Source organism: Parahaliea maris (assembly GCF_008064665.1).
GTDB lineage: Bacteria > Pseudomonadota > Gammaproteobacteria > Pseudomonadales > Halieaceae > Parahaliea > Parahaliea maris.
The window spans coordinates 839,059-860,138 of record NZ_VRZA01000001.1; the positions used below are offsets into that span (position 1 = coordinate 839,059).

General features: G+C 61.2%; 13 protein-coding genes. 6 read left to right on the forward strand and 7 right to left on the reverse strand.

Translation table 11 applies throughout. The annotated features are described in order from the left end of the window. Window positions 1–21: 21 nt before the first annotated feature. From nadD to FV139_RS03720, 3 genes are all read right to left on the reverse strand, one after another. Entirely contained in the window at window positions 22–696 is a 675-nt protein-coding gene (gene nadD / locus FV139_RS03710; RefSeq protein WP_148066868.1) for a nicotinate-nucleotide adenylyltransferase, read from the reverse strand. Continuing rightward, window positions 693–1,967, reverse strand: a complete 1,275-nt coding sequence (locus tag FV139_RS03715; RefSeq protein WP_235898510.1) for a glutamate-5-semialdehyde dehydrogenase — start codon at window positions 1,965–1,967, stop codon at window positions 693–695. The genes nadD and FV139_RS03715 overlap by 4 nt, the downstream gene beginning before the upstream one ends. A gap of 126 nt (window positions 1,968–2,093) precedes the next feature. Continuing rightward, the gene (locus FV139_RS03720; protein WP_148066869.1) at window positions 2,094–2,696 is read right to left on the reverse strand and encodes a peroxiredoxin; all 603 of its coding nucleotides are present in this window, start codon (window positions 2,694–2,696) and stop codon (window positions 2,094–2,096) included. A gap of 216 nt (window positions 2,697–2,912) precedes the next feature. Between FV139_RS03720 and FV139_RS03725 the strand changes: the two genes are divergently transcribed. Both FV139_RS03725 and bfr read left to right on the forward strand, forming a co-directional pair. Continuing rightward, complete coding sequence (locus FV139_RS03725) at window positions 2,913–3,119, forward strand: bacterioferritin-associated ferredoxin (RefSeq protein WP_148066870.1); 207 nt, start codon at window positions 2,913–2,915, stop codon at window positions 3,117–3,119. A gap of 644 nt (window positions 3,120–3,763) precedes the next feature. Further along, window positions 3,764–4,246: a bacterioferritin gene (gene bfr, locus FV139_RS03730; protein ID WP_148066871.1), complete on the forward strand. Its 483-nt coding sequence runs from the start codon at window positions 3,764–3,766 to the stop codon at window positions 4,244–4,246. A gap of 46 nt (window positions 4,247–4,292) precedes the next feature. Here the strand turns inward: bfr and grxD are convergent, their stop codons facing one another. Continuing rightward, window positions 4,293–4,619 carry a Grx4 family monothiol glutaredoxin gene (grxD, locus tag FV139_RS03735; protein WP_148066872.1) on the reverse strand — a complete coding sequence of 109 codons (327 nt, stop codon included), beginning with the start codon at window positions 4,617–4,619 and terminating at the stop codon, window positions 4,293–4,295. Between the two features lie 205 nt (window positions 4,620–4,824). Here grxD and uvrA point away from each other — a divergent pair, with 205 nt between their 5' ends. The 3 genes from uvrA to FV139_RS03750 all read left to right on the forward strand — a co-directional run bounded on the left by uvrA (window position 4,825) and on the right by FV139_RS03750 (window position 11,380). Further along, window positions 4,825–7,710 (forward strand): excinuclease ABC subunit UvrA, encoded by a 2,886-nt coding sequence (uvrA, locus tag FV139_RS03740; protein ID WP_148066873.1) that lies wholly within the window; start codon window positions 4,825–4,827, stop codon window positions 7,708–7,710. 147 nt (window positions 7,711–7,857) lie between these two features. Next, the gene (locus tag FV139_RS03745; RefSeq protein ID WP_148066874.1) at window positions 7,858–10,161 is read left to right on the forward strand and encodes a serine/threonine-protein kinase; all 2,304 of its coding nucleotides are present in this window, start codon (window positions 7,858–7,860) and stop codon (window positions 10,159–10,161) included. 61 nt (window positions 10,162–10,222) lie between these two features. Beyond that, entirely contained in the window at window positions 10,223–11,380 is a 1,158-nt protein-coding gene (locus FV139_RS03750) for an energy transducer TonB (protein WP_148066875.1), read from the forward strand. Window positions 11,381–11,426: 46 nt separating this feature from the next. Here FV139_RS03750 and FV139_RS03755 read toward each other — a convergent pair whose 3' ends face one another. The 3 genes from FV139_RS03755 to FV139_RS03765 form a co-directional block, all read right to left on the reverse strand. Beyond that, window positions 11,427–14,231 carry a caspase family protein gene (locus FV139_RS03755; protein WP_187276381.1) on the reverse strand — a complete coding sequence of 935 codons (2,805 nt, stop codon included), beginning with the start codon at window positions 14,229–14,231 and terminating at the stop codon, window positions 11,427–11,429. Between the two features lie 35 nt (window positions 14,232–14,266). Beyond that, the gene (locus FV139_RS03760) at window positions 14,267–18,145 is read right to left on the reverse strand and encodes a two-partner secretion domain-containing protein (RefSeq protein ID WP_187276382.1); all 3,879 of its coding nucleotides are present in this window, start codon (window positions 18,143–18,145) and stop codon (window positions 14,267–14,269) included. 87 nt (window positions 18,146–18,232) lie between these two features. Continuing rightward, a complete protein-coding gene (locus tag FV139_RS03765; protein WP_148066878.1) occupies window positions 18,233–19,948 on the reverse strand; it encodes a ShlB/FhaC/HecB family hemolysin secretion/activation protein in 1,716 nt (571 codons plus the stop codon). Window positions 19,949–20,408: 460 nt separating this feature from the next. Between FV139_RS03765 and FV139_RS03770 the strand changes: the two genes are divergently transcribed. Next, on the forward strand, window positions 20,409–21,068 hold the full coding sequence (locus FV139_RS03770; RefSeq protein WP_187276383.1) for an OmpA family protein: 660 nt from the start codon (window positions 20,409–20,411) through the stop codon (window positions 21,066–21,068). The last annotated feature ends 12 nt before the right edge of the window (window positions 21,069–21,080 follow it).

Consider the following 21,080-nt stretch of genomic DNA (forward strand, 5'->3'; position numbering starts at 1 on the left):
CCAGTAATTCCAGCAATGACATTACCGCGCCCGGGCCGGTGCGCCCGGGCTACGATAGAGTTGATGTTTTTCAATATAGTCCAGTACCGGCTCTGGCAGGAGAAAGCGCGGTGAGCGCCCTGCCGCCAGTTGATCCCGGATATCCGTTGACGAGATCGCCAGTGGCCGCAGCTGCACGGGTAATACCCCGCCCGCGGGTCGCTGACGCAGGCCCGCGGCATCCTCAAGCCGGTGCGCGGCCAGCCACTCGGCGACAGCCCCCTCCACCGGCCAGTTCCAGCCCGGGCGTGCCATAACCACAATATGGGCGTAATCCAGCAGGGCCTGCCAGCGGTGCCAGCTATCCAGCCCCGCCACCGCGTCGTAACCCAGTACCAGGCACAGGGGGCGGCTGGCGCCGAACTCATCTCTCAGGCTGCACAGGGTATCCACCGTGTAAGACGGACCGTCGCGCTCCAGCTCCCGGCGGTCGCAGTGCAGCCGGGGTTCACGCGCCACCGCCAGCTCGGCCATCACGGCGCGCTGTTCCGCGGTACAGCTCGGTGCCTCCCTGTGCGGCGGTCGAGCGCAGGGCATCAAGCGCATCTGCGCCAGCGCCAGCTGTTCTACCAGCTCCAGTGCCGAACGCAAATGGCCGTGGTGAATGGGATTGAACGTCCCCCCGAGCACCCCTACCGGGGCGGCAGACTCGCTCAAGAGCGGATCTGCCCCTCACCAAACACCACGTACTTCTGTGATGTCAGGCCTTCCAGCCCCACCGGGCCACGGGCGTGCAGTTTGTCGGTGGAAATGCCGATCTCGGCGCCAAGGCCGTACTCGAAGCCGTCGGCAAAGCGGGTGGAGGCGTTGATCATCACCGAGCTGGAGTCCACCTCACGCAGGAAACGCATGGCGCGGCCGTGGTCGCGGGTGACGATGCTATCGGTGTGCTGGGAGCTGTAGCGATTGATGTGGACAATCGCCTCGTCGAGACCATCGACAACCTTGATCGCCAGGACCGGCGCCAGGTACTCCTCGCTCCAGTCCGATTCCGCGGCGGCCCTGATGTCCGTCAACACCCCCCGCGTACGCTCGCAACCGCGCAGTTCCACGCCCTTGTCGGCATAGGCCAGAGCCAGGCGCGGCAGGATCGCCGCGGCCTCGGCATCGGCCACCAGCAGGGTTTCCATGGTGTTGCAGGTGCCGTAGCGATGGGTCTTGGCATTCACCGCGATATTGAAGGCCATATCGAGGTCGGCACCTTCGTCAATGTAAACATGGCAGATGCCGTCCAGGTGCTTGATCACTGGCACCCGGGCATCGCGGCTGATGCGTTCGATCAGGCCCTTGCCGCCCCGCGGCACAATCACGTCGACGTAGTCGGGCATACCGATAAGATGGCCCACGGCAGCGCGGTCGGGCGTCTCCAGCACCTGCACAGCGGTGGTCGGCAGGCCGGCACTGGCCAGGCCCTCCGCCAGGCAGGCGGCGATAGCGGTGTTGGACGCCAGGGCCTCGGAGCCACCGCGCAGAATGGTCGCGTTACCCGACTTCAGGCAGAGGCTGGCGGCCTCCACCGTGACGTTGGGCCGGGATTCGTAAATGATGCCGATCACACCCAGCGGTACCCGCATCTTGCCCACCTGAATCCCACTGGGACGGGTATTGAGATCGGTGATGCTGCCCACCGGGTCCGGAAGCGCGGCAACCTGGCCCAGGCCCTCGAGCATGGTGTCGATCCGCGCCGGGGTCAGCTCCAGCCGGTCGAGCAGAGGGGCATCGAGATTGTTCTCGCGACCCCGGGCCATATCGCGGGCGTTGGCCTCAGCCAGCGCGGCGCGAGCGCCGTCCAGGGCGTCCCGGGCGGCCAGCAGGGCGGCATTGCGGGTGGCGGTGCTGGACGCAGCCACTTTCGCAGACGCCTCCCGGGCGTTGCGGCCAAGCTGCTCCATGTAGGCGGCGATATCGATGGATTCCGCTGTGTTCATTGGGCCTGTGCGTGTTCGTTGGTAGGGGGAAAATTATAACTGATGTGGGAGCGGGATGCTGTTCAACCGCCCACACAAAAAACGCGGGCCGAAGCCCGCGTTTTCATCACTGCTTGCCGAACTGGCTTACAGTTTGTCAGCGTTCTCTGACAGGTAGGAGGCAACGCCGTCCGGAGAGGCATTCATGCCCTTGTCGCCCTTGTTCCAGCCAGCCGGGCACACTTCGCCGTGCTCGTCGGTGAACTGCAGGGCCTCAACCAGGCGGATCAGCTCGTCGATGTTACGGCCCAGCGGCAGGTCGTTGACCAGCTGCGAGCGCACCAGGCCTTCCTTGTCGATCAGGAAGGCGCCGCGGAACGCAACGCCACCGGCGCTTTCCACGTCGAAGGCGCGGGCGATGTCGTGATTCACGTCAGCCGCCATGGTGTAGGAAACGGCGCCGATGCCGCCTTTGTCCACCGGGGTGTTGCGCCAGGCGTTATGAGTGAACTGGGAGTCGATGGATACAGCCACCACTTCCACGCCCAGCTCACGGAACTTGTCCATGCGGTGGTCCAGAGCGATCAGCTCCGAGGGGCAGACGAAGGTGAAGTCCAGCGGGTAGAAGAACACCAGGCCGTATTTGCCAGCCATCTGCTCGGAACGCTTGTAGGAATCCACGATTTCACCGCTACCCAGTACTGCGGCTACATCAAAATCCGGTGCGGGTTTACCGACTAATACACCCATTGTCTTACTCCATGTGTTAGCTAGGGATGGGAAAGCGCCCGGCCGAAGGCCGGGCAAATGCGCATTGCAGTTTACAACGTGCGGGCGGCGGGCACTATTTCAAGGCCCGCCCGCGAATGAAAACCACAAAAAAAGTATAGCCACATACTGTTGACAATCATTCTCATTAGCATTAATTTCTCTACCAACAGCATATAACTCAGGTGGCGGCACACGATGTACGTCTGCATTTGCAAAGGCATTACCGATACCCAGATCCGCGCAGCGGTGCAGGATGGCGCCAACAGTATCCGCGAAGTCCGCAATACCCTCGGGGTTGCCAGCCAGTGCGGCAAGTGCGGCATTCTGGCCCGGGATATCGTGCGCGAGTCCCTCGACAGCCTACCCGGTGCCGAACAGGAACTGTTCTACGCGGTCACCTGACACCGCCCTACCACCCAGATCTCCGAAAACCCCGCCAGGCCCAGCCGCGCGGGGTTTTTTATGGCTGATGCAAATTAGCCGAGCTTGTGCATTCCCGACCCGGCATACTTCAGCCGCACGCACGGTACCCGGGGCCCTTCCGGGACACGCCGTGAATACGTCCATGTAGGCTCGTATCGCGCATCCATGCGCTCAACGGTCCCGGAAGGGCCCCGGGTACCGCACGCGCTCTCCAATCGATATCCTGGGCCTCGCAACTTCGAATTTGACGAACCAGCACCTGGCGCCGGCGCAGGGTGTGAGCTGGGGGTGCGCCTTTCCGGACCGTCAACGGCCAGGGACGGCCGTTGCCGAGCGCACATGGACGTGCTTGAAGCGTGTCCGGAAAGGCGCGCGCCCAGATCGCGCCCGGCCTACGGAGCACCAACTGCCGCGATATTTCGCCAATACGACCACACTACAACCACACTGTCGCCTACTGCGCCAACCACCCGCAGCAAGGGGACAAGCGTCACCTGAAACCGCCTGATAATCAATCTGATTATCATTGCAAATACCCAATAAAATCAATAACTTAGCTTGACATAACGGCTTGTATAGACCACGCTTACGCCATTATCCAACTCAAGGTGGAGGCACACGCTATGAAAGGCGACGCAAAAGTTATCGAGCATCTGAACAAGATTCTGGGAAATGAACTGGTTGCCATCAACCAGTACTTCCTGCACGCCCGCATGTACAAAGACTGGGGCCTGAAGGAACTGGCCGACCACGAGTACCACGAGTCCATCGATGAGATGAAGCACGCGGACTCCCTGATTGAGCGCATCCTGTTCCTGGAAGGGCTGCCGAATCTGCAGGACCTCGGCAAGCTGCTGATCGGTGAGAACACCAAGGAAATGCTGGAGTGCGACCTCAAGCTCGAGCACGTGGCGCACAAGGACCTGAAAGAGGCGATTGCCTACTGCGAATCAGTGGGGGACTACGTATCGCGGGAGCTGTTCGTCGACATCATGGAGTCCGAGGAAGAGCACATCGACTGGCTGGAGACCCAGCTGGCGCTCATCGACAAGGTGGGCCTGCAAAACTACCTGCAGACCGCCATGCACTCCGTCAAACCGGACTGAGCCCGACTCGCCACCCCGCTTGCCGGGGTGGCGGTTCTGCAAAGCCTCAGGCGGGGTTAGCCGCCGCGGCTTCCTTGATCAGGGTTTCCAGCTCGCCGCTCTCGGCCATTTCGGTCACGATATCGCAACCACCAATCAACTCGCCATTCACCCACAGCTGGGGGAAGGTGGGCCAGTTGGCGTATTTCGGCAGATTGGCGCGCACGTCCGGGTTGGACAGTACGTCAACATAGGCGAACCGCTCGCCACAGGCCATCAGGGCCTGCACCGTACGGGCGGAAAAGCCGCACTGGGGCTGGTTGGGGGAACCCTTCATGTAGAGCAGGATAGGGTTGTTCTCGACCTGTTCCTTGATGGTTTCCATAATATCCATGGTATCGCTTGTCCTGTTGGGCATTGCCCACTGGCTGTGAATTAAGGGCCGGGCATTTTACCCTATTTCAGACGTCGTTTGACATCCGCCGTTCCATCCACTGCGTAACACTTCTTGCGCAACAAACGCAGCAACGTTTTGCCAGCTATCCGGCCCGCGACTTATACTGCCGGGTTTGATTCCCAGCCGCTGTATCAGGTGACTCATGGAAACCATCCACGTCCGCGGGGCGCGTACACACAACCTCAAGAATATCGACCTGGACATCCCCCGGGACAAACTGGTGGTCATCACGGGACTGTCGGGGTCGGGCAAGTCCTCGCTGGCCTTCGACACCCTCTACGCCGAGGGCCAGCGGCGCTACGTGGAATCCCTGTCGACCTACGCCCGGCAGTTCCTGTCGATGATGGAAAAGCCGGACATGGACCACATCGAGGGCCTGTCTCCCGCCATTTCCATCGAGCAGAAATCCACCTCCCACAACCCCCGCTCCACCGTCGGCACGATCACCGAAATCTACGACTACCTGCGTCTGCTGTTCGCCCGCGCCGGCGAGCCGCGCTGCCCGGACCACAACATCAGCCTGCAGGCCCAGACCGTGAGCCAGATGGTGGATTCGGTGCTGGCCCTGCCGGAGGGCAGCAAGCTGATGCTGCTGGCGCCGGTAGTGCGCGACCGCAAGGGTGAGCACCTGCACGTGTTCGAGGAACTGCGGGCCTCCGGCTTTGTTCGCGCCCGCATCGACGGCATCGTCACCGATCTCGACGACCTGCCGGTACTGGACAAGAAGCGCAAGCACCGCATCGAGGTAGTGGTGGACCGCTTCAAGGTGCGCGAGGACCTGAAACTGCGCCTGGCGGAGTCCTTTGAAACTGCCCTGGAACTCACCGACGGCCTGGCGACCGTGAGCTGGATGGACGGCGACGGTGAGGACATCATGTTCTCGGCACGCTTTGCCTGCCCGGAGTGCGGCCACAGCATCGACGAACTGGAGCCGCGGTTATTCTCCTTCAATAATCCTGCCGGGGCCTGCCCGGGGTGCGACGGCCTGGGCGTGAAGCAGTACTTCGATGCCGGCCGTATCGTCCTGCATCCCGAGGCCAGCCTGGCTGAAGGCGCCATCCGCGGCTGGGACCGACGGAATGTGTACTACTTCCACATGCTCAGCAGCCTGGCAGAGCACTACGGCTTTGACGTCGACACCCCCTTTGAGAAGCTGAAGAAGAAACACCGGGACATCATCCTCCAGGGCAGCGGCAAGGATGAAGTCGCCTTCTCCTACATCAACGACCGCGGCGACGTATTCAAGCGCACTCACCCCTTCGAGGGCATCCTGCCCAACATGGAGCGCCGCTACCGGGACACCGAGTCCCAGTCGGTGCGGGAGGACCTGGCCAAATACCTGTCCACCCAACCCTGCCCCGACTGCGACGGCACCCGCCTGCGGCGCGATGCCCGCCACGTGTTCGTGGACGAGCGCACCCTGCCGGATATCACCAACCTGCCGGTGGGCGAGGCGGAAATCTACTTCGAGAACCTGCAGCTGAGCGGCCGTCAGGGCGAGATCGCCAGCAAGATCCTCAAGGAATTGCGCGCCCGCTACCGCTTCCTGGTGGACGTGGGGCTCAACTACCTGACCCTCAACCGCAGCGCCGAGACCCTCTCCGGCGGCGAGGCCCAGCGCATCCGTCTGGCCTCCCAGATCGGCGCCGGCCTGGTGGGCGTGATGTATATCCTCGACGAACCCTCCATTGGCCTGCACCAGCGCGATAACGAGCGCCTGCTCAACACCCTCACCCACCTGCGGGACCTGGGCAACACCGTGCTGGTGGTGGAACACGACGAAGACGCGATCCGCAGCGCCGACCACATTATTGATATCGGCCCCGGCGCCGGCGTGCACGGCGGCCAGATTGTCGCCCAGGGCAGCGTGCAGGACATTATCGACCACAAGGAATCCCTCACCGGCGCCTACCTGTCGGGAGCGCGCCTCATCGAGGTCCCGGCAAAACGGGTGCCAGTGGACAAAAAACGCCAGCTGAGACTTACCGGCGCCAGCGGCAACAACCTGCAGGGCGTCGACCTGGAGCTCCCGCTGGGACTGCTGACCTGCGTCACCGGCGTTTCCGGCTCAGGCAAGTCCACCCTGATCAACAACACCCTCTACCCGCTGGCCGCCACCGAGCTCAACGGGGCCACCACGCTGGTCGCCGCTCCCCACAAGGGGATCGAGGGCCTGGAGCAGGTGGACAAGTGCATCGATATCGACCAGAGCCCCATTGGCCGCACCCCGCGCTCCAACCCCGCCACCTACACCGGGATTTTCACCCCGGTGCGCGAGCTGTTTGCCGGCACCCAGGAAGCTCGATCCCGCGGCTACAAGCCCGGCCGCTTCAGCTTCAATGTGAAGGGCGGGCGCTGCGAAGCCTGCCAGGGCGACGGCGTGACCAAGGTGGAGATGCACTTCCTGCCGGATATCTACGTGCCCTGCGACGTGTGCAAGGGCAAGCGCTACAACCGGGAAACCCTCGAAATCCGCTACAAGGGCCGCAATATCCACGAGGTGCTGGACATGACCGTGGAGGATGCCCTGGAATTCTTCGAGCCGGTCCCCGCCATCGCCCGCAAGCTGCAGACCCTGATGGATGTGGGCCTGTCCTACATCCGCCTCGGGCAGGCCGCCACCACGCTGTCTGGTGGTGAGGCCCAGCGGGTCAAACTGTCGCGGGAACTGTCCAAGCGGGATACTGGCCAGACCCTGTATATTCTCGACGAACCCACGACTGGCCTGCATTTCGAAGATATTCGCCAGCTACTGGACGTTCTTCACCGACTGCGCGACCATGGCAACACGGTAGTGATCATCGAACACAACCTCGATGTAATAAAAACTGCCGACTGGATTGTGGACCTGGGGCCCGAGGGAGGTTCCGGCGGCGGCCAGATCATCGCCACCGGCACCCCGGAAGAAGTTGCAGCCGAAACGGCTTCTCACACGGGGCGCTTTCTGGCCCCCCTGCTCAAGACAGCGGCAGACAGACAAACTGCGCGGCCCAAGGCAAAACGCCGGGGGCGTAGCCGTGCAGCGTGAACCAGCGCACAGGCGAGGATACAATTGCCCGGAGTACGCTGGCGTGGTGCTGTGCAATGCGGTAATTTGCACGGAGGCCACGGCGCTGCAGCGGACGCAACGCAGGTTATACTGAACAGCTGACGACAGGGACGATTTGCCTCAGAGATGGCCCAGTTCGAGATTCCTGGATACGAGATTTACGAGCAACTCGGCCGCGGGGGAATGGCCAGCGTGTATCGCGCGCTGCACCTCAACCTCGACCGCGAGGTGGCCATCAAGGTCATCGACACCGACCGGATTGCCGATGAATCGTTTTCCGAGCGCTTCGTTCGTGAAGCGCGCATTTCTGCGCGCCTGTCCCATCCGCATATCCTGCAAATCTACGACGTCAATGTCTACGGCAGCCTGAACTACATTTCCATGGAGTTGCTGCACGGCGGCGACCTGGAAGACATCATCCGTGGCGCCATGAGCCAGCGCACCATCTACCTGGTCATGGAACAGATGACCGCCGCGCTGGACTACGCCGCGGCCAAGGGCTACGTCCACCGGGACATCAAGCCCAGTAATATCATGATGCGCAGCGCGGAGGACTTCGTCCTCGCCGACTTCGGCATCGCCAAGGCCTCCGACTCCAGTACCCAGATGACCCAGGCCGGCCTGCTGGTGGGCACACCCAGCTACATGAGCCCGGAGCAAGCCGAGGGCAGCACCCTGGACGGCCGCTCGGATCTCTACAGCATGGCCGTGGTGTGCTACGAAATGCTCACCAAATCCGTGCCCTACGAGGCGGATTCGGCGGTAAGCACCGCGGTGAAACATCTCACCGAGAAAATTCCCCGCCTGCCCAAGAACCTGGCGGCCTACCAGCCCTTCCTGGACAAGGGCATGGCGAAGAAAGCCGACGACCGCTTCCAGAGCGGCCGGGAAATGTACGAGGCCTTCTGTGAGGTGCGCGGCCAGTTCCGTGACGACGAGGTACTGACCCCGCCGCGGGACGACATTCCCCAGCGCAAAACGCCAGCCATGGGCACCAGCGTCGATGGCACTGGCGTGATGGCCGACAGCGACCGCACCGTGGTCTGGAGCGACACCGGCAGCCCGATCAGCGGCGGTACCTCGTCGGGCAACTATCGCCTGACCCCCAGCCACGCCGGACGCGACGACGTCATCAGCGGCATCCGCAACGAAAGGCGACCTGACGCCCCGGCGCGCAAATCCGGCTCAAAGAAGTGGGGCGTGGCAGTTGCCCTGGTAGTGCTGGCCGCCGGAGGCGCAGCGGGCTATCAGTACTGGCTGCAACAGCAGCAGGCCGCTCCTGCCGAGGCCAGCACCACCGCCCCGGAGGAGAACGCCGCACTGATCGCGTTACTCGACGAATTTAACACCAGACTTCAGGACGAGGCGCTGGATGCTGCCCGCGAAGCGCTGGACAAGGCAACCGCGCTTGACCCTGAAAGCTCTGCCCTGGCGCAGGCAGAACGCGCCTGGCTGGACGCCCGCGAAGCACAGCAGCAGCGCGGTGCCGAAGAAGTTCTGCGCGTCACGCAGCAGAACCTGGAGGTACTGATCGAAGACGGACAGGCACTGGCTGACAACGGCGACCCGGCCGCCGCCGGAGACAAGTTCCGCACCGCCCTGCGCCTCGATCCCGACAATGCAACCGCACGGGATGGCCTGGAGGCCGCACTGGAAACGCTGTCGGCCGACGCTGAGCAGGCCATCTCCGAGGGTGACTTCGAGCAGGCGGCCGCTGCCCTGGCAGCAGCCATGGCCCTGGCGCCGGAGCGGGAAGCACTGTCCCAGCGCCAGGCCGAGCTGCCGGCACTGGAATCTGCCTTCCTGCAGAGCCAGACCGTAGCCGAGGCCCAGGCCCTGCTCGACAAAGGGCAGTACTCCGCCGCCGCAGAAGCCTTTGCCGCCGCCGACCCCAACACTCCCGGGGTCGCGGAGGGCCTGGCCGCCGCGGCCGACGGATTGGTGGCGGTGGCCCGCAAGGACGTCGACAAACACAAATACGATCGGGCCAGGGAGCGATTGGCTACCGCCCAGGAGTGGTCGCCGGATAACGCGGCTGCCGCCGCGCTGCTGGCCGATATCCCCGGCCTGGAAAGTGCCTGGAAGCAGGAACAGGCGGCCATCGCCGAACGCAATGCCGCCGCCACTGCGCGCGCCAACGAAGCCCTGAGCGCCATGAGCGAGGGAGATCTTGTAGCAGCACGCCACGGCTACGACGCCCTGATGCAGGACTTTCCCGAGATGGAGATTACCCGCGACGTGCGGCAGCGCCTGCTTGACGCCTACGCCGAAGCGGTGCGCGAAGAAATCGAAGTCAAGTCCTGGGAGTCCGCCCAGGGCCTGATTGCCGAAGGCCAGGTACTGGCCCCCGAATTGGCGGTGTGGCAGGAACTTCAGGAAGAAGTCGAGTACCAGGAGGCCAACGACCGGCGCCGGCTGGGTGCTTACTGAGCAACTCGCCAGGCCCGATTGCTGCTAGACTAAGTGGTTTCAGGCCAGAAGGATTGCTTGCATGAACGCGCGTACCCGACAATTTTTCCAGCGCACATTCCACTGCACTCTCTACTCTCCTTTCTACACCCCTTGCAGCACCCCGCTCCGGGCCATCCTCAGGCGGGTGGCGTTGCTGGCCCTGGCGATGTCTACCCTGCTCGGCAGCCTGGCGGTTTCCGCCCAGTCGGGCTTTATTCCCCCCGAGCGCATCAGCGGCCGCTCCCCTTCCCTGAATTCCAATTACACCGAAGAGGCCTGGCTGGTCTACACCTACAAGATCGACGCCGGGGGCAACGTTGTGGATGCGGTCATCCAGAGCTCCAACGGCATCCCTGAAGTCGACAGCCATATGCTGGCGCAGATCGAGGCAATGAAATTCCGCCCCGCCACCCGCAACGGCAATCCGGTCGAAGTGCCCGCCGGCCCGGTGGTCTACACCTGGATTCTGGATATACCGCGGGCAATGCGCCCCGAGTTCAGCGCCACCCTGGAACAGGCCTGGGAAAAGTTTCGCGCCCAGGACTACGACGGCGCCTTTGACCTCGCCGCGCACCTCAAGGAGATGCCGGGCCGCAACGCCTTCGAAGACGTCAAGTTCCAGGTGCTGGCCGCCTCCATCGCCAGCCGCTGGGACGATCCCGCCATCGAGATGCAGCACCTGAAGCGGGTCATGGAATTCCAGAACCTGGCGGACCGCAACCGCTTCGAAAACCCCTATGTGGAGCCCCAGCACTACGCCCTGATGCTGGCCCGGGTGCACGAGCTGCAACTGGCGAACAACCAACTGGCGGACGCCCAGGTCACCTTCAACCAGATCCAGATTCGCGGCTCGGATGACGAGGTTATCGAGCGCGTGAAGTCAGCCCAGCTGGCGGCGCAGCAGCGCTTCCAGGCCATGCCGGACGTCGCCACCCGAGGTGAACTTACGCCCCTGTACCGCGGCGGCTCCGGCACCTGGGAAACCCGCCTGAGCAGGGATACCTTCGAGCTGCAGAAAGTGCGCGGTGACATCAACTGGATTTACCTGGCCTGCCTGGGCAACGAGCGCCGCCTCGCCTACCCCAGCAGCCGGCCCTGGGAGGTACCGGTAGGCTGGAAGGAGTGCAAGGTGGAGATCAGCGGCCGGGCGGGGACCCGATTCGAACTCCATCAGCTCGATTCGAGCAGGCTCCAGTAACCCCGGGGATTCGCCAGCCCCCCCTGGGCCCAACCGCGCCAGGCCATTACCCCCCCGGCCGCCCCCAGTCGTACTCCCGCAATGAGGGCGGCGCGGTAAATCTCGGGGTTTGGGGCTTGGCGAGGTCGGGGCGCTGCCCGGCGACAAACGCTGCCGCATTTTCGAACACCTTCTCCATCGTGACTGCCTCGCTTCCGGCAAGCGCCCCGCGAATGCCTTGCAGGAAGCCAAAGGTGAAGGCACCGTGCCCAACAGACGGCATTTCCTGGGACTCTTCCCCGTCGCCTGCCGCGGCCAGCAGAGCGAAGGAGGAGGCAGCCGAACGCTTGGCCAATGGCATCAGGTCAAGCCCGCCTCCAATTTGTTCTGCATGACAGGTGTCCACGATCATGTAACGTCGACCGGAGGCCTTGCGCATACTCTCGAGGAAGGTGGTCCAAGGAATCATGCTTGTTACGCTTGCCGGCGCGTCATAGACCCGATCGAGATCCTCCAGGGTCGCATCCCGCGGCACAAAAAAATAATCTCCCCGATCGTTACTCAAGCCATGAGACGCGAGAAATAGCACCACGGTGTCATCAGGGCCACTCTCTTCCAGCAGCTTGAGAGCCTGCTCAATATTGCGCTTGTCGGGCATCTGCCAACTGAGATCGGTCAGTGCCAGTGCCTGGATGTTATCGTAAAAGCTCGACAACTCATTACCGAACAACTGTTCGATCGCGAGAGCATCGTTAGCACTGAAACGCAGTTGCATCGTGTCGGGGTAATTGACGAAGGCAGACGCTCCAATCGATATCAGCAACAAATTCCGTTCGCTACCTTCAGCAGCAACTACACCACCGCCCAGCGTCACGCGGGTGTTCGCAATCCCCATGGCATCACCGGTCGATGCCTCGACCCTGATACGACTGTCCCGGGCCAGAAGCGGAATCCGGACCTTGGCCTCGCTCTGACCGACAAGTGCAGCGCGGTCAGCAAAGGGAACAACCGGAATATCGTTGACAAAAATATTGACCTCCTCAAGCGCAGCACCGGCTGATTCCAGGGAGAAACTCAACAAATAGTCTGACTGGGCAACATTGCGTGTCTCCCATGGTGGCGCTGCCAGGCTGACGCGGGGCGATGACAACTGATGCAAGTCCGGCCCGGAAGCATTGTCCGGCAGGGGACGCCCCCGTAACGCTTCACTCAGCGCCCACCTCAGGATATCCGGCCGATACAGGACCCGCTCGAACTGGACTGCCCGGCTAAAGCGAACGGAGGTCAGGCTATCGTTTACGTGCCAACCGATATAGCGATCACCATAGGGCGAAGACACGTAGTGACCACTCGGCAACCACAGCACCCATTCGCCACTCCCCGGATGCCTGTAGGCGGCCACGACGTCTGAGCCCGTCGCGTAGTCGTACCAACGTAGCGTGCCATCGGACAGAGCCGCGACAACCATATTCTGTTGTGGCGCAATATTGACCTGCCAGGCGATACTCGGCAGCTCACGACGCCACATCACCGCGCCCTTTGCTGTGTACCGGGTGACAGACCATTCGCCTCCCAACACAAAGCTACTGCCGTCATCCGCAACATCGAGCGAGCGGATCAACTCGGTGGGAGGTGTATCCAGTGGACGACCGTTGAGCTGCGGACGCGTGGAGTCGCGCCATTGTTCCAGCCGGAGGGCCGGATGATTCTGGCTGGCCTCGAATGTGGCGCTCAAGGCATCGGCCTCCGAGGCCGGGCTCTGACTGCGCAGCGACACGGCCAGTCCCCCAATTCCCGGGAGCCGCGCCACAGCGCCATCCGCAGATACGAGCAGCTGACTATCCGGATTACTGAAATCCGTCACTTCTGCCCCTACATTGAACAGGGTGTTGCCACCGGGATCCAGGGCAATCAACGCAGGGGTTTCAGTGGCGACTAGCAGACTGTTATCTTCCCTTACTGCCATCCAGGTGACTCGCAGTTTACTGGGCAAATCAGTCGACTCAGTCTGCTCACTATCCAGGGCAAACCGGTAGATGATACTGCGTCGCCCGGCGTGATCCCCGGCAGCAACGATCACCCCGCTGTCCTGGCGCCAGGCAACGGCCGGCAAGTTGCGTTGTTGCCCATCAGATGCAACGAATCGTTGTGCGGGTTCCAGGCTAACTGCATCCAGTACCAGGACTTCCGCCCGGTCGAGCAGCCCAACCGCAAGCCACTTCTGGTCCGGGGATATCGCCGCACTGGCCGGTGTGCCGGCATCGATTCGGCGGGTGTTCGCCACCCTCCCATCAGCATCATAGCGACGCACCAGGCCGTCTGCAGCCACGGCAATCAACTCGCCCGAGGACAGCCACTGAAGCCGTCGTACCATTGCCTGGTACTCGTAGTCACTGTAAACCAGTTGCAATGAGGGAAAGGCGTAACAGGCAATGCCCGGTTTACCACTGGCAAAGGCCACACACAGGGACTCCCCACCTGGTGCAAAACGCAGCGTGCTGACGATATCCGGCAACCCATCCAGCACGCGAGTGATTGCGCCGGTATCGAGGTCGAGAAAGTAGATCGCAATCCCGGTAGGACTGGAATTGGGGGTCCAGCCCGCAACCGCAATCGTCCCACTTCGCGGCTCCAGGTCAACCGAGTACAGCTGCCCAACGTGCCCTTGGGCAACGGGGATCCGATAGGTACGATAGAGAGCCCCGTCGGAGGCATCCCAGACTCTCAGGGTTTTATCATCCGAGGCAGTAATGACAATATCGCGGGATTCGTCCAGGGCGAACTCCCTGATAATCCCGCTATGAGCGCCTGTCTCGACGCGACTGATCGGCGTTCCCAACGGCAGTGCCGCAAAGCCGGGGCTCGCAAGCAAGCCCCACAATACCAAGCCTGAGATCCAGAACCGGCTCAGGACTCTACACAAGCAGCTTGCCTGCTATCGCTGAACACGTCCGGCGAAGCTCCATACATCCCTGAGTCGGCCCCGAGATTTGCCTCTGCCGCGGCCCCCTGGCCACCGCTGCTGCACTGCTCTTCTTCGGCGCCGCTGGCCTGCGCGTCCTGCTCGCCGCTTTCCAGTGCCTGCTCCTGACTGTCAGCCTCGTCGAGCACGGTGGCCAACTGCTCACCACCGCTGCCACCAGCACTGCCATCCGTGCCATCTCCACCGGTAGAGTCGCCCCCGGAGGTATCTCCCCCTGCGGTATCACCGCCAGAGCTGCCCCCGCCGGTTGAGCCACCGTCAGAGGTGTCACCACCGGTTGAGCCCCCACCAGATGTATCGCCACCTGAGGTGCCCCCTCCCGCTGAACCTCCTCCGGAAGCATCACCGCCGGTAGAGCCACTATCTGGGGTATCACCTCCCGTCGAACCCCCGCCGGAAGTGTCTCCACCGCTAGAGCCACCATCTGAGGCGTTACCTCCCGTCGCTCCCCCGCCGGAAGTGTCTCCACCGCTAGAGCCAACATCTGAGGCGTCACCTCCCGTCGCTCCTCCACTGGAGGTGTCACCGCCGGTTGAGCCACCACCTGAGGTGTCGCCTCCCGTCGAACTTCCACCGGTATTATCACCGCCCGTAGAGTCACCACCGGAAGTGTCACCTCCAGTCGAGCCCCCAACAGAAATATCAACACCTGTGGAGCCACCACCTGAGGTGTCGCCTCCCGTCGCCCCCCCGCCGGAAGTATCACCGCCGGTAGAGCCTCCGCTCGAACTATCGCCACCGGTCGAACCTCCACCTGATGTGTCGCCACCCGTGGAGCCTCCACCCGAGCTATCGCCACCCGTAGAGCCTCCACCCGAGCTATCGCCACCCGTAGAGCCTCCGCCCGAGGTGTCACCGCCCGTGGAACCGCCCCCTGAAGTGTCGGAACCTGTGTCCGCCACTGGCCGGTCCGGGGCAGGGGGAGCATCCGGAATGGCAGTGCCTGTTCCGGCGATCTCACCGGATGGGCCTGACGTCGCAGACTGGGGAGTCGGATCCAGGAAGGAACTCCCCCCTGACACCGTCGGGAAATTGGGGGGGGTTTCGCCGAACACGTTGCGAATGTTAAAGCAACCGGCTGGGTCGAACGCACAGTCGGTATTGGGGGTAAACCTGTATGATTCGTCACCGCTGGATCGCAATCCGAACTCAGAACCAAAATATTCTCCGGGCAACGCCACCAGGTTTGCATCAGCGTCGAAATACAGCAGGCGAGCCACTTGCGCCACTCTGGTTTCACCTTCAACGTCGCTGCGTTCCAGCTCTCCCGGATAGACAAAAGTGCCATTCACGGCAAGCGTAGCTGAGGGGTCTGTTTGCTTGATGACCGTATCGAAAAATTCGATCTCATACCGCGCCGGCTGGGTTGTCAATTCATAGAGATAGCTGTCGAAGGGGGACGAGGGAACCAGTATTTCCTCATAGTCCCCTGAAACGACATTGATGTAACTTTCCACATCAGCCCCTATCGACAGGGGTTCCTCCCAACCTGCATTGATAGTGGTATCAATCACCACTCCATCAACAGGCTCCCAATCTGGAAAGCTCAGGAGAAAACGCGGATCACCATCATCAATCGGAGTAGCAGTGAAATCCTCACCGGCAATTAGCGAAGTGTTACTCAGCTCGAACCGCCAATCCAGGCGTGTGGTATCGTCAAATGTGACAAGAAACTCGTCAGAAAGAGTGGCCGGGGTCTCGAATCTACAGCTTCCCACGCAAACCCTGGCGCCCGTCAAATCGGCATAGAAATACTCGACAGGCCCCTCCTCCACGAACGGGTCATCCACTTCCGTCGAGACTACCGAGAATCTGCTTACTTCATTACTGTCGCCGTCCACGAATGTGTAGCTGCCAGAGAAAATCTCAATATACTCACCTCCGGCATCGATGAATTCATCGTAAGCGATTACAAAATCAAAGCTGGGGTCCGTCTCATCGATCTCTGACAGCACAGTTCCATCGCGATCCAGTTCCTGTGCATATCGGCAATCATCCCCACAGCCCTCTCGAGGTCCTCGCAGTAAACGATAGTGTGTCGCCTGAAACCCAACGCCTTCCTCCAGAACGATTTCCGAGGTAGGGTCGGGGCCTGTAGGCTCCGGGGTAAAGGCAATTGTCCATGAGACGATGGCTTCCTCGTTCTCGTAAACAATCTCATATTCCACACCGATATCTTCCAGGACTGCTTCATTCAGCGGCTTTCCGTCATCGTCCTGAAGTTGGCCTGAGGAATAGTCTGCAGGATGATCCTCCGCCGCCATGAATATATCGCCACTGCCTGCGGTCAGAACGATATCCCCCGCCGTGACCAATTCAGCCGGTAGATAGAGGCTGCTCCCCGCATCGAGATTGACCGATTCCGCGAGCACCGTCGTACCATTTGCGAAAAACTGTATGTCACCCGCAGCAGAGGTTATGGCGAGCGGCCCCGCAATGTTGATCTCGCCAGAGAACACGCTCCCCTGGGCAGTGAGCGTGGCGCCACTCGCGCCAATCAGGCTACCCAATTCAATCGAGCCGGCACCCTCCACCGTGAAGGTGCCGGGTACTTCCACACTACCCACAGCAATTGTGGGAGCATCAAGTCCGGGGGCCAGGGGCCCGAGTGTGACACTGAAGTTCTCCGCGGGGTAACCGGCATTGCTATTGTTGTTGGCCTGAACCAGTGACTGCAGGGAAATCGATTGCGAGGCCTTGATCGACAATGCTCCGCCCTGACTGAAGAGAGCCGGCACACCAGAGCCGGATACGCGAGCGCCTTCCAGGGTTGCACCGGATCCCGCTCCTGCAATGTAGGGATGCCCGATAACAGTATTACCCAGGGTAAGCAGTTCGGTGGCGCTGACCTGGCTGAAATTGGCCTGCAATTCGGCACCCGTCAGGTCCACGTTGCGCCCATCAACACTGATATGTCCACCAGAGGCTGCGCTACCCCCAGCGTCCTCCCCGCTGAGTAACTGGCCGGAGACCTGGATATCCACGCCTTCACCCAACAGGCTGACGCCGGCGATAGAGCGTGCCTGGACAACCCCACTGACATTGATGGTGCTGTTGAGGGAGTCACCTGCCTGAGCAGCACTCAACACGATCCGCCCACCGTCCGCGAGCAGAACACCCGCCTGATTGATTGCCTGTGTGACCGCCGCCCCCGCGCTGACACTTACCAGGCCATCACCGTAGAAATCCAGGGTGACGGCGGTTCCGGAACCCAATCCGATATGGCCGCTACGGGCGAGGATTTGACCACTACTGGCAACGTCTACTGTCGGCGCCACCAGCAATGCCAGCCCCTCGGTCACAATGGTACCTGCAAGCTGGATCGACGCGTTTTCAGACCCCGCTGGTGACGCCAGGGAAATCGTCGACCCAACCGCCGGGTCAACGCCGTCGAGGAAAGCCTGGTCCGACAGGTCCAGGGTACTCGCGACCAGGCTACCGACGTTGATTTCAGCGCCCTCCCCGACCACGATACCGTTCCTATTGATGAGGAAGATCGATCCCGCTCCCGTCAGGGTTCCAAGGAGTTCGGAAATCGAAGTCCCCGTAACCCGGTTCAGGGTTGCCGCACCCGCGCCGCCGCTATGTTCAAAGTGCACTCGCTCATCGGCGCCAATGCTGAATGAATCCCAGTTGATGATTGCACGAGACGCTGATTGTTCTATGTACGTCAGCTTGTCCTGTTGCAGGATAACGGCTTGCGCATCGCCCCCCACCACAATGCCGCCAGTTGGCTCCGACCTGACCGGCGCTGCATGCAACGTTGCCAGGGCCAGAGAGACAGCTATTGTCAGAGGTTTCAAGCTACGTTGGTCGCTGTAAACCGAATCGGGTGGGCAGGTGTGCTTGGCGGCGGCTGTAAGGTACTGGTTCATGGAATCCCTTCCCACTCAGAAGCTGAAAGAAACGGCGCCGAAAACACGCGCGTCGCGGTTGCCTTCGGCAAATACATCGCGTGTAAGAGGCTTCGCTATTTCGATGTAACCGGTAACCGAAGAGCCGAGATCGATCCTCAAGCCCCCCCCTGCTGCGGCCGCTGATTCACTGCGCTCGCTATTCACCACCTCAGTTTTATTTCGCACATAACCTATATCGTAAAATACGTACGGTTCCGCCTTGCGGACCAGCCCCCCTCCCTGGTGTAAATACCGCAGCTCCAGCTTGAGGCCCGCCCCGGAATCGCCGTACAACTCGGACGGGTCATAGCCCCGGCCAAACAGCTCACCGCCAAAGCCATAGCCCTCTGAATTAAGAACGTTGTCAAAGGCTACCTGGCCGTCCAGCGCCACCAGCAGGCTCAACGCCGGCGACAGTGACTGCAAACGCGCCGCATAGAGGTTCAACTTGGTGAAGTCGAGTTCAGCCTGTGGACGGGAAACAAAGTCGGAGTCCGGATCAGTTGCATTCAGGACATCCAGGCCATGGCTGACCGTTGCATCCACGATATTGACCCCACCCAGTGAATCATAGAGGTCCCAGGTAAGCCCCAGGCGCAAAGCCCTGACCCTGTCCTCGCTGAGTGTGAGTCCCTGGATTTGCACTTCTCCATCGTAGTAGGAAAATTGGCCGTTGAATGTCAGGTTCTGTGCTCGTGAACGCCAGAGTGGGTAAGAAAGCCCCATAACTGCGCTTTCGGAGTCGGTTTCAAGCCCTCTGAGCTGGACTCCCTGATCCGGTTCCGACCTGACCACATAGCCACTGGCCAGCAACCGCAGGCCATTATCCCCGAGCGGGGACTCTAGCCGGGCCGAAACGAAATTCAATTCGTCGTTGCCCGTGGAACTGATGAAGATACCGCCGCTAACATGAGTATCGAACAAGGTATTCGCGTTGAATTCCAACCGCCCTCTGGTTGGACCGAGGTACTCGCTCCCGCGATTATCAACACCGGCGAGGCCGTCAAAAGCAGTGCGAATGACGTCGACAACCAGGCTGGCGGAGCCGAATCCTTCACCGGGAACCAGGGTCGACTGCGCATAAATGCCATCGAGGTCATTGACCAACAGCATATAGCGCTCTATCGAGGCTATGTGTACAGGGCGCTCCTGTTTGAGTTGCTCGAGGTATCCAGCGATCACCTCGCTGTTTTTGGGCGCATCGCCGCGGATTACCACCTGGTCGATGTAACCTTCAACTACCTGCAGCTGAACCACGCCCCCTGCGACATCTTGCTCGGGAACCAGAACCTGGGAGAGCACATAGCCATCACTGCGATAACGGCGGGTGATCGCCTCGGCAATCAGGTACAGGTCAGCCAGTGACATCGGACCGCCAAGGCGGTCGGTAAACAGCGGCCTCAAGTCATCCATCGCATAGGCGGTAACGCCCGTCAGGTGGATATCATTAACCTCAATAGAGATGTCTTCCATACCCTCGGGGACAACCGGCAGCGGCATTTCACGGCGCGTACTCCCTGACGGCGTGTCGGCCTGAGGTTTCTTGCGCCCTTCAAACTGTTTCTGCAATTGGCCTGGAAGCACCGTACCAGGGATACGCTGTGCCGCCGCAGGCAGGGAAAAGAGCATGATGGTGCTGCAAAGTGCAGCCAGCAGAGCGGCTGTCGAACTTTGGCCCTCTCGCAAACCCCCGACTCGGGTGTAGATCATTCGCAGCCCCCTCCGCAAATGTACTGCGAACCAGTGCTGCCGGTGCTGCAGTTTTTAGTTTTCTAATTGAATTGATCTTGAACAATCTAGTTTCCCTGCCTATAAACTAGCAACTATTACCTAAGAGGGGAGAGCCAATTCCGTGATGCACTTCACATTTCACCGCCAGGCCAGGACGGGAAGGATCCTGCTCGCCATACTTGCCCTGTTTGGTTCACAAGCCAGCTGGCCGGCAGAATATTCTCACGATATCCCCTTAACATGGCAGGAACCCGAGGTGCGCCTCCGCGTACTTGGTGGCCAGGGCAACAGCGTAAACATCGGTAATCCCCTTCGTTTTGGGATAGAAACCCGGGTACCGGCTTACTGTTATCTGGTGAGAACTGCGACCGATGGCTCCCGCTGGTACTGGGGGGGGACCGCCTGCTCACCGGGCGCAGGAAAACTGAACGGGAGAGTGATGATTCCCTCCTCGGGCGCCCTGAAAGTGGAACCACCAGCGGGCGACGAACAGCTCAGTGTCTGGCTCACACCTGAACCACTGCCAGGACTATCCACCACACCACCCGAAGAGGGCTGGAAGAGCCTGCCGCCACAGGAAGCTGATGAGCTCTCCCAGGCCCTGCAGGCTTTCGCCCGCCAGGGTGCACTTGCCGGCTCTACCACTACCTATACCGTGAAGAGCATGGGAGATGACCTGCAGTTCACTACCAGGGCCATTCTGCGACAGGTAGAAGCTGCTCAATCCTCCCCACGGAACGGCAGCACCGTGACCAGTTTCAGCGTCGACGCCATTCGGTTCGAGTTCGGCACGGCCGTCCCTACCGACTCCGGTATTGCCCAGATGGACGCGTTCGGCGAAGCCATGCTGGACCCCATGCTCGCTGACATGAAAGTCCTTATCGCCGGCCACACGGATGATCAGGGCAGCGCCGACCTGAACCAGGACCTTTCCATCCAACGTTCCATGGCAGTAAAGTCCTATTTTTGTGATAACTATGGCGTGGACCCCCAGCGTGTCCTGTTGCAGGGGTTTGGAGAGTCACGACCGACAGTTCCCAACGACAGTGAGCAGAATCGCGCCCGAAATCGTCGGGTAGAGATTACCTTTATGTACTGAGTCAGTTGTGAT